This is a genomic window from Solwaraspora sp. WMMA2065, assembly GCF_030345075.1.
GTDB lineage: Bacteria > Actinomycetota > Actinomycetes > Mycobacteriales > Micromonosporaceae > Micromonospora_E.
In genome coordinates, this window is record NZ_CP128361.1 from 3,083,275 (window position 1) to 3,094,719 (window position 11,445).

Here is an 11,445-nt window from a genome sequence, read left to right on the forward strand (position 1 = left end):
GTCGCTGGCTGCCGGCCGTACCTCCGCGTGCGGCGGCTCAGCCGCAGTGGGTGATCCGGGGCGGTTCGGCGGACGCGAAGCGCGAACCTGGCCGACGCTGAGGGCATGCGTGCCATCCAACTCACCGCGCCCGGCACCCTCGAACTCGTCGACGTGCCGACACCGGAGCCCGGCCCCGGCGAGATCCTGCTGGCCACGGCGGCGGTCGGCGCCTGTCACTCGGACCTGCACATCCTCGACGCGCCCGCCGGGGTCTTCCCGACCCCGATGACAATCGGCCACGAGATCGCCGGCCGGGTCGCCCAGCTCGGTCCGGGGGTCACCGGATGGGCCGAAGGGGACACCGCGGCGGTGTACGGGATCATCGGCTGCGGGCGCTGCCGGGCCTGCCTGCGCGGGCTGGAGAACCAGTGCCGCACCGTAACGGTCGGCGGGGTCGGCATCAGCCGCGACGGCGGGCTCGCCGACCACGTGGTGGTGCCGGCGGACCGGCTGCTGCCGCTGCACGGGCTGGATCCGGTGCAGGCGGCACCACTGACCGACGCTGGGCTCACCCCGTACCACGCGATCTCCCTCAGCCGGGACGCGCTGCGGCCCGGCACCCACGCGGTGGTGATCGGTGTCGGCGGCCTCGGCCACATGGCGGTGCAGATCCTGGCGGTGACCACCGCCGTCACGATCATCGCGGTGGACACCAGCGACGCCGCGCTGCGGCTGGCCAAACGGATGGGCGCACACCACACCGTGCAGGCCGGTCCGGCGGCGGTCGACCAGATCCGTGAGCTCACCGGCCCGGCCCCGGACGGCGCCGACGTGGTGCTCGACTTCGTCTGCGTGGACGCCACCCTGGACACCGCCCGGCAGGTGGTGTCCACCGGCGGTCACCTGACGATGGTCGGCCTGGGCGGCGGCACGCTGCGGATCGCGGCGACCGTCGAAGGCCCGCCGCCGGTGCCGATGGAGACCAGCGCGGTCATCCCGTTCTGGGGCACCCTCGCCGAGCTGTCCGAGGTGATCGCCCTCGGTCGCCAGGGTCTGCTCCGCGCCGAGGTGCAGACCTTCCCGCTGGCCGAGGCGGTGCAGGCGTACCAGCAGTTGCGGGACGGGAAGATCCACGGCCGCGCCGTGCTGGTCCCCTGACCAGGCGACGGTGACTGGGAGATCCGGTAAGGCCGGGTCCGTCAGGCGCGGCCGGCCCGGGACGCCAGCTGGTCGATCCCGCTGACCAGGCCGCCGGCGAGGTCACCGCCGCCGAAAGACGCCACCATGGACAGCGCGGCGAGCTTCGCGTCCCGGTCCGGGATCCGCTTACGGGCCTCGGCGCCGGTAACGACCTCCAGCACCCGCTGATTCGGCGACACGGCGATGAGCACCGCGTCGTCCGGGTCGGTGAGCTGCCGGTGCAGCGTCACCGCGTACTCCCGGGTCGGCTCCTCCAGCTCGCCGACGTAGATGCTGAACGCCAGTCCGGTGGCCGAGTCGGCCAGCCGCAACGCCTCGTCGAGCCGGAGCAGCTGCCGGGTGCCGAACGGCCCCGGCAGGGTAGCGCTCGTCCGGGTGGACTCGCTGGACTGCTCGTGGGCCTGCTCACCAACGGTCACTTGCGCCTCCCGTCGCGCCCGGACGCGGCTGCCCGCCGCCGAGGTTGGTCGACTCGATCGCCGTCGGCTCGGTGCCGGCCGGCAGCGCCGCCGCCGGGGTCCCGGTCGACCGGTCGCCTGACGAGACGTACCAGACCGGGCTGAAGTCGAACTGCCGGCCGGGCCGGTAGCGGCGGTCCGCGCCGCCACGCCCGCCGATCATCGCCAGACCGGCCACCACGAGCACGATGACCGCCGGGATCACGACGAAGAAGAGCACCGTGTTGGTAACAGACAATCTCAACGCCCCCCGGCATCGGTTCAAGGGACTCAGCGGATGTCTGGAGTGGTGGACCTGGCCACACCGCCAGCCCGTTCCGGCTCAGACGCCTTCACGGTAGCGGAGGGCCCGGCCCGCCAGATCTCCGGGTGCCGACCGGGCCAGCCGGTCCGCTCCTCCAGCTGAGCGGCCGCGGCCAGCACGGTGGCGTCCGCGCCACCGCGGCCGGTCAGCAGAACCCCCACCGGCTGCCCGGCCGTACTCTGCGCCACCGGGACGGACACCGACGGTTGCCCAGTGACGTTGAACACCGCACAGTACGGCGAGAAGCGCCGCTGCCGGTCGAAGTCCTCGGCCGGGTCACCCGTTTCGGTGAACCAGCCGACCGGGGCCTGCGGAGCGCTCAACGTCGGGCACAGCAGCAGGTCCAGCCCGACCACCGCGTGCATCGCCCGGCGTACCTGGACCTGCAGCTCGGCCAGGGTGGCGACCAGCGTCGCGGCGCTGATCGCGTTGCCCCGGCGGCGTAGCAGCCGGGTCAACGGCAGCAGCCGCGCCTCTCGTTCCGGTGGCACCGGGGCCAGCGCGAGCACGTACCAGACGGTCTCGAACAGCGGCCACAGGTCCGGGCCGAGCGGCGCCGGGACGTCGACCACCTCGTGGCCGGCGTCGGCGAGCAGCGCGGCCGCCGTGTCCACCGCTGCCAGGCAGTCCGGATGCACCGGTTCGTCGGCGAGCATCGGGGTGGTGAACCGGCCGATCCGCAGCCGGCCGGGGTCCGCGCGACGGGCCGCCGCCAGATAGCCGCCGGGCGGCGGTGGCGGTGCCAGGTACGGCTCACCGGGCACCGGCACCGCGATCGCGTCGAGCATCGCGGCAGCGTCGGCGACGGTCCGGGCGATCGGTCCGTGGCTGGGCAGACCGAACCCGCCGGCACCGAGCGGGCCGCCGGAGACGACCCCCCGGGTGGGCTTGTAGCCGACCAAACCGCAGAGGGCGGCCGGGATTCGGCACGAACCGCCGCCGTCCGAGCCCTGCGCGAACGGCACCAGCCCGGCGGCCACCGCCGCCGCCGCTCCCCCGCTGGAGCCGCCGGCGGTGCATGCCAGGTCCCACGGGTTACGCGCCGGCGGCGCCACCTCCCCTTCGGTGTAGAGCGAACAGCCCAGCTCGGCGGCGGTGGTCTTGCCGAGGCTGACGGTGCCGGCGGCACGCAGCAGGCGGACCACGTCCGCGTCGACGCTCGGCACGTAGTCGGCGAACGCCGCCGAGCCGAAGGTGGTCCGGACCCCGGCGGTGAGGGTGAGGTCCTTGATCGCCACCGGTACGCCGTACAGCGGGCCGGGGTGCTGCCGGGACCGGATGCCGGGCGCGACCCGGCCGAGGGCGAGGGCCTGTTCCCGGGCGTGCTCCGCGGTGACCGTGACGAACGCCCCCACCGTGTCCGAGTGGGCGTCGATCCGGGCCAGGTAGTGCTCGACGATCTCAATGCCACTCAACTCGCCCCGGCGGATCGCGGCGGCCTGCTCCAACGCGGTCAGATCATGGATCTGCGACATTGACCGATCCTGGCAGGTCACCCGTTGACGCGTCATCCCGGTGCGGGATCACCCGGAGGTGGGAGGCATAGCCGGCGCCGGGACGGGAAGTCGGGCCAGCAGGCTCCGAACGTCGGTGCGGCACACCGGTCGCGCCGACGGTGCCGGCACGGCCGGGCCGGCCGCAGCGGCGACGGGGCAGACACGGCCGGCCGGGGCACAGTCGGGGGGAGATCATGCGCAGAGTGAGCAATCCGGTCCGGACGCTGGCCGGGCTCGCCGCCGCCGTGCTGATCGGCACGGTGGCGGCCGGGGTCGACGCGTCGCCGGCGCATGCGGGCAGCACCTACGTGGAGGCCGATCCGAGCACCGTGCAGGCCGGTGGCCGGGTGACCGTCCGGGCCAGCTGCGGCGACGACAACACCAGCCAGGCGACGGTCGAGTCGGACGCGTTCGGCCGGGTGATCGTGATGCCGGACCAGGACGTGCTGACCGGTCAGGTGACCGTGCCCAGCAGCAAGCGGCCTGGGCGCTACCCGGTCGACCTGCAGTGTCAGAACGGAAACACGGCGACGACCACCCTGACCGTGACCGGCACCGCCCACCCGACCCGGGGGCCGGACGCCGGTGGCGGCGGCACCGCGTCGGCCAGCACCGGTTCCGGCGGCTCGGCCTTGCTGGTCGGCGGCATCGCCGCGATCGGGCTGGGTGCCGGGATCGGGCTGCTCGCGATGCGCCGCCGACGCGCCGACTCCGGCGCGTGACCAGCGGGCAGGCAGGTGGTCCGTCCCACACCGGCCGGCGGCCGTCCGGGGGGCTGGCTGCTCCCGTTCCTGACCCAGGTCACGGCGGCCGGTACCACGGCGCACACGGTGGCACCCCGGGTGTCGACCTACGGTCAGCCGAGGCCGACAGCACCGGATGAGCGGACGGACGGTGCGGCGGATCAGCCGGGCGCGCATCCGGCGATCCCCGGCACCGTCCGAGGGGTGGCCCGTGCCCCGCTGCGCGGGGTGGCGGCGGTGCCGGGTGCCGCCGGACGCGGCGGCGGCTACGGATCCGCCGCCGGCCGTCGTCCACCGCACGGCTCACCCCGGCGGCGGGGCTGGCCCGGATTCGGGTCGCTGCGTCCGGGTCGACGCCGGGTGCCCTCGGCTGCCGACCGGCGGGCCGCGCTGGGCGGCTACCGGGGACGACCGGACGTGCCGTCGCGGTGGAGCCCGGTCGCGCTGGTGCTGATCGTGGCAGGCGTCTTTGTCGCCGGGTTCGGCTTCGAACGGGTGACCGGCACCCCGCTCGGGCAGTGGCTGCCCGGAGCACACCGCGCGACGCCCGAGACGCACCCGCCGCTGGGCGCCAGCGACCCGGTCAGCCTCGCCATCCCGGCACTGAACCTGCAGGCCGCCGTGCACGATGTCGGGCTGGCTGAGGACGGCACGATCGCGGTGCCCGAGCTGAACCGGCACAACGAGGCCGGCTGGTACGTGGCGAGCCCGACGCCGGGCGAGAACGGCTCGGCGGTCATCGTCGGCCACGTCGACACCAGTACCGGGCCGTCGGTGTTCCACCGGGCCGCCACGCTGCACCCGGGCGCGCAGATCCAGGTCCGCCGGATGGACCGGTCAGTGGCGCTGTTCGAGGTCACCTCGGTCGAGCAGTTCGACAAGTCGTCGCTGCCGGCGGACCGGGTGTACGACGACTTCAGCCACCCGGGGCTGCGTCTGATCACCTGCGGTGGTCAGTGGGTCGGCGGCGCCACCGGGTACGCGGACAACGTCGTCGTCTTCGCGTCACTGGTCGGCACCCAGAACGGCTGACCTGCGCAGCCGCCCGTACCGGCCCGCAGCCGCCAACAGCGGCCTGAGCCGGCCCGCACCGGCTCAGGCGACGGCTTCGGACGACAGGTCGAGCCAGTCGGCCCAGCGCGGATCCGGCGCACGGTGCCCGAGCACCCGCCAGGCGGTGCCCTTCGGGGCGGCCGGCGGGGATGGCAGCCGCCACCCCAGCTCGGCCGGGGTCCGGTCGCCCTTGCTGTGGTTGCAGCGGGCGCAGGCGGCGACGACGTTCTCCCAGATGTGCCGGCCACCACGGCTGCGGGGAAAGACATGGTCGATGGTCTCCGCCGGACCCCGGCAGTACGCGCACCGCCAGCCGTCGCGGGCGAAGATGGCCCGGCGGGAAAGTCCGACGTGGGTCCGGTAGGGCACCCGTACGTAGCGGGTGAGCCGTACCACCGACGGCACCGGCAGGCAGTGCCGGGCGCTGTGCAGCATGCCCTCGCCGTCGGCGACGCAGACCGCCTTGGCGGACAGGACCAGGATCGCGGCCCGGCGTACGGATACGACACACAGCGGCTCATACGTCGCGTTGAGCACCAACGAACCGGAGCCCACCGTGGGTCGTATGTCAGGCATCCCGCTCACCCTCTCGGTTGTGTTCCCACCCGCTCCTAGTGCCGACTGCGACTCGACGCGGACCGAAGGTCGGACCGCGACCGGCGCTGGCGAATCGCCAGCGCCCGTGCGCCAATAGTCCCCGATTGATGACCCGAATGCACGTACTATTCGGGCCTGACCCCTCGGGCGTTCGGCCGATGGCCGGTCGCTGTGGTGTTCCACCTGGTCAGGCCGACAGTGCGGGTCGGCCGCCGACCGGGCAGGGCGGTACGGTACGAATTGACGGTGACCGCACGATCGCCCGCCCCCGCTGACCCCGAGCCTCCCGACCCGGCGACCGACCCGCCGTACCAGTGGGCTCAACCGGAGCCGCAGCCCTCGGTGAGCCCGGTGTGCCCCGACGACGACCCGGTCTGCAGTCAGGTGCTCGACTGGACCGGGCTGCCGTGGCTGGCGGAGGGGAGCTTCTGGCTGCTGGTCAAACCCCTGCGGATCGTGCTGATCATCGCGGTCGCGGTGGTACTGCGGTACCTGCTGCACCGGGCCATCCGCCGGCTGGTGACCAGTACCTCGACGGTCGCCGGGCCGACCATCCTGCGGCCGTTGCGGGAACGGACCCCGCCGGCCGGGCCGGTGGTGATGCCGGAACGGCGGCGGCAACGCGCCGAGGCGATCGGCTCGGTGCTGCGCAGCACGGTGAGCGCGACCGTGTTCGGGATCGCCGTACTGCTGGTGCTGGGTGAGCTGAGCTTCAACCTGGCCCCGCTGCTGGCCAGCGCCGGCATCGCCGGCATCGCGCTGGGTTTCGGGGCGCAGACGCTGGTGAAGGACCTGCTCGCCGGGCTGTTCATGCTGCTGGAGGATCAGTACGGCGTCGGCGACATTGTCGACCTTGGCGAGGCGACCGGCGTGGTCGAGGCGGTGGGTCTGCGGATCACCACGGTCCGGGACGCCCGGGGCGTGCTCTGGTACATCCGCAACGGGGAGATCATCCGGGTCGGCAACAAGAGCCAGGGCTGGGCCATGGTGGTGGTCGACATGCCGGTCGGCTTCGCCGACACCGAGCAGGCCGCTGCGGTGCTGCGTACCGCCGCCCTTGGGGTGGCCGCCGATGGGAAGATGGCCGGCCACTTCGTGGAGCCGCCGGACGTGCTCGGCGTCGAGCAGGTCACGGTCGACGGCGCGGTGATCCGTACGGTCGCCAAGACCACCGCCGAGGGGCAGTTCGTGGTGGGCCGCGAGTTGCGCCGTCAACTGGCCGCGGCACTGCACACCTCCGGGATCTCGGCACAGATCGTGGCCGGGCGGATGTTCGTCGCCCGTGGGTCGGGAGGTGGGCAGGAGGAGCCCGGCCAGGGCGGAACGACTTGACCGGTCACCGGGACGACGCGTCCGAGTGCCGGGACGACGCGCCCGCCTCGGCCGACTAGCAGGGGCTATGCACCGTATGGCGAACTGGTTGTCATCCGAATGTTTAGTCGGAGTGACGACAAACTAGCCGTTCACACTAGCCAGATGTCACCCGATCGGGCATGATCCGGGACGAGTGTCATCGGAGTGTCACCACCACTTCGCTCAGCCGTACGTCCGGGACGTTCCCCGGTAGTACCCGCCACGAGCGGGTGCCGCCGAGAACGATGGAGGCGCCGTCCGTGTCCGACGAGGCACAAACCGCCGGGAGTCCGGCGACCTTCCGCGAGGTGTTCGCGGCGGATGAGTTCCGCTTTCTCTTCGTCTCGGTGGCGCTGTCCTGGATCGGCGACTACATCGCGAAGGCAGCGGTCACCGTCCTGGTCTACCGGGAGACGGAGTCGGTGGCCCTGTCGGCCGCCGCCTTCGCGGTCAGCTTCCTGCCCTGGTTGATCGGTGGTCCGCTGCTCACCACGGTCGCCGAGCGGCACCCGTACCACCGGGTGATGATGACCACCGATCTGATCCGGATGGCCCTGATCGCCGTGGTCGCCACCCCCGGCCTGCCGGTCTGGGCGATGATCAGCCTGCTGTTCTGCACCACACTGGCGAATCCGCCGAACCAGGCCGCCCGGTCCGCGCTGATGCCGACCGTGCTGACCGGTGACCGGCTGATCGTGGGGCTGTCGCTGATCGCCAGTACCGGCCAGCTCGCCCAGGTCGGCGGCTACGTCGCCGGCGCGGCGATCGCCTCCGTCAACCCACGGGCTGCGTTGCTGTTGAATGCCACCACCTTCGCCGTCTCGGCCCTGGTGATCCGGCTCGGGGTCCGGGCCCGTCCGGCGGCCACCGCCCCGGACCGCCGCCAGCATCTGCTCCGCGAAACCGCCGAGGGCTTCCAGTTGGTGTGGCGTACCGACGTGCTGCGGGCCATTGCGATCCTGGTCTGGACGGTCCCGCTGTTCGCCATCGTGCCGGAGGGGTTGGCCGCCGCCTGGGCGGCCGAGCCGGGGGTTTCCGACTCCGAGCGGGGTCTCGCCCAGGCGATGATCATGGCGGCGAGCCCGACCGGCTACATCGTCGGCGGCCTGCTGATCGGCCGGCTGGTCCGTCCGGGGCGTCGGCGCAGACTGATCCGACCGTTCGCGGTGATCGCTCCGCTGGCGCTGGTCCCCACCCTGCTCGACCCCTCGCCGCCGGTGGTGGCGATCCTCGCCGGGGTCTGCGGCTTCGCGGTGGCCGGCCTACTGCCGGTGACCAACGGGCTGTTCGTCCAGGCGTTACCGCATGGTTACCGGGCCCGCGCGTTCGGCGTGATCGCTACCGGCATCCAGGTCGGCCAGGGAGCTGCGGTGCTGGTCACCGGTCTGCTCGCCGACCGGTTCGACATCCCGACCGTGGTCGGGTTGTGGAGCCTCACCGGCGCGGTGGTGATCTCCCTGGCGCTGCTGCGGTGGCCGGCCGAGGAGCGCTTCGACGCGGCGATCGCCGCCGTCGCAGCCGCCCCCGGTGCCTCGACCGGCGGTAGACCCGGCACAGCGACCGCTGGCACGCCGGATACTTCCGCCACCGGCCCCGCCGCCAACCCGGCGGCCAGCAACGGCAGCCCCGTACCGCAGGCCCGTGACGCGCAGCAGTCCGACGAGGTCGGCAGCGCCTGAGCGACGCTGGTACACCGCACCGGGCACCGGGCACCGGCCGGTTGCGCACCGGCTGGCAGGATGGAGTGGTGACAGCGTCAGATCCTGCCAACGGCCCGGCCGGCGCGACGCCCGCAGCCGGCGGTCCCACCCCGACCTTCTTCGCCGCCATCGGCGGCGAGCCTGCCTTCCGCCGGCTCGTTGACGAGTTCTACGCCGGTGTCGCCACCGATCCGCTGCTCCGCCCGATGTACCCGGAGCAGGATCTGGGGCCGGCTGCGGAACGACTGACCCTGTTCCTGATGCAGTACTGGGGTGGCCCCGGCACGTACTCCGAGCAGCGTGGGCACCCCCGGCTGCGGATGCGGCACGCACCGTTCCGGATCGGTCCGGCGGAGCGGGACGCCTGGTTGACCCACATGCGGCGGGCGGTCGACCGGCTGGACCTGCATCCGGAGCTCGCCGGGATGCTCTGGGACTACCTGGAGCGGGCCGCCTACTTCATGGTCAACGAGATGGACCCGACCGAACCGCCCCGGCGCGACCTGGCCAGCGGCTGACCGGCCGTCAGAGCAGGGCACCCTCGTCGTGCAGCCAGTCGACGAAACTGGTCGCTACGGCCGCTCCACAGTCCAGCAGCTCGACCAGCAGCGCGTCGTTGGCTCCGGCTGCGAGTGGGACCTGCAGCTCGGCGTAGATGGGCAGCTGACTCCGGTCGGTAGGGTCGCCGACGTACGCCTTGCAGAACCGTCTGGTGTGGTTCCACTCGTTGACCACCCGGTAGGCACGGTCTGCCCAGTCGGGCGGCACGGTGGAGTGCGGTCGGGCGCGGACCACCAGGATCTCGTCCTCCGGCCCTTCGAGGGTGAACAGGACGGCGTGCCGCTCCCACATCGCCAGCAGGCTGCCATCACCGTCCGCGAGATACCGAATGTCCAACATGTCCAATGCGGTGCCGATCCGACGGAGGGTCACCGGCACCACCTGCGGCGAGAGCTCCTTGCCCGCTGCCGGCGACGGCATCGGGCAGGACGGCCCCGCAGGTCTGGTCGACCCGAGTTCGGTCGACGACCGGGGCGCCTGCTCCGGCGTTCGTGGCGCGGGCGGTCCAAGTCGGACACCGCCGTCCACTCCGGTCCTGCTTCGGGTATCCGGCTCACCGCCATCTGCGTGACCGGAGCGCCACGACCACCATGGCATTATCCGCACCTCACTCCCCAGCGGATCCGGGTGCCTACGTTGCGTCGGATCCGAGGCCCGACGGTACCCGGATAGCCGTTCCTAGACACCCCCCCAACGAACCCCCCGAACCAGAGGGATGAGGTAGCATCATACTTTCGGCTGAGTGATCGTCGGCATGAGCGCAAGATTGTTAGCTCTTTGTGTCCAGGCAACCCCGAACGGCGCATCAAGTGCTACCCAATTACCTACTGTCCTGACCCGTACCACCGATTGCGGTTGATCCCCGGGGCGGCCCGACAGGTCGGTCCGGTCCTGACAGTCGACCGGCTCCGGCCGACCGACCGGCCCCTCGGTCGTGCCGAGAAAGCCCATCCGGGCCACCGCCTGCACCAGCCCTTGGCGGATCTCGATCCGCTCGCCGGTCGGACCGTCGTCGGTCACCACCACGGCCACGTGGTCGAGCAGGGCGTCCCGTACCGCCCGCTGGCCCACCGCCCGTCCACCGACGCCCTGCGTCTCGGCGGCTCGCAAGGTGCCGGCCGCCGCCACCGCGACCCGGCGCAGATCGGCCGCTGGCACCACCTCGACGGCCCGCGCCGGGCCGGGCGGCAACGGCCACCGCCACGCGCTGTCCCGGCGCGGCGGCAACCCGGTGGAGACCGCCGTCAGCCGGGCCAGCAACTCCGCAGCGGACACCGTGGCGTCCCCCGGGCCGGGCCCCGAGACGGTCCGCTGCACCAGGACCGCCCACGGCAGGCGGGCCCAGAGCTCGGTGCGGTCCCGGCCGGCCGACCGCAGCCGGACCGGCGCGTCGGGGTCCAGCCGGACCAGCCGGGCCAGGAACGCGCCGGCGTCGGTCAGCCCGGTCAGCCGGTGACCGGCCGACGCCGGGTCAGCCCGGGGTGCACGGCCGGCCATCATGCCTCGGCGGCATCGGCCGGTCGGACGTACGGCAGCAGGAAGGCCCGCTCCGCCTCGGTCAGCCGACGTGGCCGCCCCCGCTCCAGGTCGAACGGCACCAGCACCGAACGGGCCCGGCTGACCAGCAGATCGCCGTCGAACATCTCGTAGGCGACCGTGAACCGCGACGGACGGACCTGTTCGATCCAGAGCTCGATTCGGACGGTCGGTGCCTGGTCGGCAGTCGACCGGCCCATCCGGTAGTCGACCGGGCGCAGGTAGTCGACCTCGTGCCGGTGAATCAGCACCCCGTCGGCGAACGAACCGATGCCCCAGGCCCGCCCGCCGGAGAACATCAACGCGACCCGGGCCTCCTCGTACAGCGTCAGGAACCGGGCGTTGTTGACATGCCCGTACGCGTCGAGATCGGACCAGCGCAGCGCAGCGTGAAACGTGTAGCGCCGGCCACCGCCGACGGCCGGAACCTCGCCGGTCGTCGACGAGGCCCCGGCCAGTGCC

Annotated in this window: 13 protein-coding genes; 6 read left to right on the forward strand and 7 right to left on the reverse strand. The window is 72.7% G+C overall.

Annotated elements, in window-relative coordinates:
* Window positions 1-105 precede the first annotated feature (105 nt).
* Window positions 106-1,140 (forward strand): NAD(P)-dependent alcohol dehydrogenase, encoded by a 1,035-nt coding sequence (locus O7610_RS13910; RefSeq protein WP_281551163.1) that lies wholly within the window; start codon window positions 106-108, stop codon window positions 1,138-1,140.
* A 41-nt stretch (window positions 1,141-1,181) separates the two neighbouring features.
* On the opposite strand, the gene O7610_RS13915 is transcribed toward O7610_RS13910, so the two are convergent.
* The 3 genes from O7610_RS13915 to O7610_RS13925 are packed head-to-tail and all read right to left on the reverse strand — an operon-like array spanning window position 1,182 to window position 3,419.
* On the reverse strand, window positions 1,182-1,601 hold the full coding sequence (locus O7610_RS13915) for a DUF5130 family protein (RefSeq protein ID WP_278170924.1): 420 nt from the start codon (window positions 1,599-1,601) through the stop codon (window positions 1,182-1,184).
* Entirely contained in the window at window positions 1,588-1,884 is a 297-nt protein-coding gene (ctaJ, locus tag O7610_RS13920; protein ID WP_502959092.1) for an aa3-type cytochrome oxidase subunit CtaJ, read from the reverse strand. Before ctaJ ends, O7610_RS13915 begins: the two co-directional genes overlap by 14 nt.
* A 26-nt stretch (window positions 1,885-1,910) precedes the next feature.
* Window positions 1,911-3,419: an amidase gene (locus tag O7610_RS13925; protein WP_289213454.1), complete on the reverse strand. Its 1,509-nt coding sequence runs from the start codon at window positions 3,417-3,419 to the stop codon at window positions 1,911-1,913.
* A 215-nt stretch (window positions 3,420-3,634) separates the two neighbouring features.
* On the opposite strand from O7610_RS13925, the gene O7610_RS13930 reads away from it, so the two are divergent.
* Entirely contained in the window at window positions 3,635-4,162 is a 528-nt protein-coding gene (locus O7610_RS13930; RefSeq protein ID WP_281551165.1) for a hypothetical protein, read from the forward strand.
* A gap of 225 nt (window positions 4,163-4,387) precedes the next feature.
* Window positions 4,388-5,215: a class F sortase gene (locus O7610_RS13935; RefSeq protein ID WP_289213455.1), complete on the forward strand. Its 828-nt coding sequence runs from the start codon at window positions 4,388-4,390 to the stop codon at window positions 5,213-5,215.
* Window positions 5,216-5,278: 63 nt separating this feature from the next.
* On the opposite strand, the gene O7610_RS13940 is transcribed toward O7610_RS13935, so the two are convergent.
* On the reverse strand, window positions 5,279-5,812 hold the full coding sequence (locus tag O7610_RS13940) for an HNH endonuclease (protein WP_281551167.1): 534 nt from the start codon (window positions 5,810-5,812) through the stop codon (window positions 5,279-5,281).
* A gap of 267 nt (window positions 5,813-6,079) precedes the next feature.
* On the opposite strand from O7610_RS13940, the gene O7610_RS13945 reads away from it, so the two are divergent.
* The 3 genes from O7610_RS13945 to O7610_RS13955 all read left to right on the forward strand — a co-directional run bounded on the left by O7610_RS13945 (window position 6,080) and on the right by O7610_RS13955 (window position 9,404).
* Window positions 6,080-7,165: a mechanosensitive ion channel family protein gene (locus tag O7610_RS13945; RefSeq protein ID WP_502959093.1), complete on the forward strand. Its 1,086-nt coding sequence runs from the start codon at window positions 6,080-6,082 to the stop codon at window positions 7,163-7,165.
* 266 nt (window positions 7,166-7,431) lie between these two features.
* Entirely contained in the window at window positions 7,432-8,865 is a 1,434-nt protein-coding gene (locus O7610_RS13950; RefSeq protein WP_281551168.1) for an MFS transporter, read from the forward strand.
* A gap of 68 nt (window positions 8,866-8,933) precedes the next feature.
* On the forward strand, window positions 8,934-9,404 hold the full coding sequence (locus O7610_RS13955; protein WP_281551169.1) for a globin: 471 nt from the start codon (window positions 8,934-8,936) through the stop codon (window positions 9,402-9,404).
* Window positions 9,405-9,411: 7 nt separating this feature from the next.
* Here O7610_RS13955 and O7610_RS13960 read toward each other — a convergent pair whose 3' ends face one another.
* From O7610_RS13960 to O7610_RS13970, 3 genes are all read right to left on the reverse strand, one after another.
* Complete coding sequence (locus tag O7610_RS13960; protein WP_289213456.1) at window positions 9,412-10,044, reverse strand: type III secretion system chaperone family protein; 633 nt, start codon at window positions 10,042-10,044, stop codon at window positions 9,412-9,414.
* Window positions 10,045-10,173: 129 nt separating this feature from the next.
* Entirely contained in the window at window positions 10,174-10,947 is a 774-nt protein-coding gene (locus O7610_RS13965) for a DUF8185 domain-containing protein (RefSeq protein ID WP_289213457.1), read from the reverse strand.
* The gene (locus tag O7610_RS13970; RefSeq protein ID WP_281555672.1) at window positions 10,944-11,366 is read right to left on the reverse strand and encodes an acyl-CoA thioesterase; all 423 of its coding nucleotides are present in this window, start codon (window positions 11,364-11,366) and stop codon (window positions 10,944-10,946) included. Before O7610_RS13970 ends, O7610_RS13965 begins: the two co-directional genes overlap by 4 nt.
* Window positions 11,367-11,445: the final 79 nt, after the last annotated feature.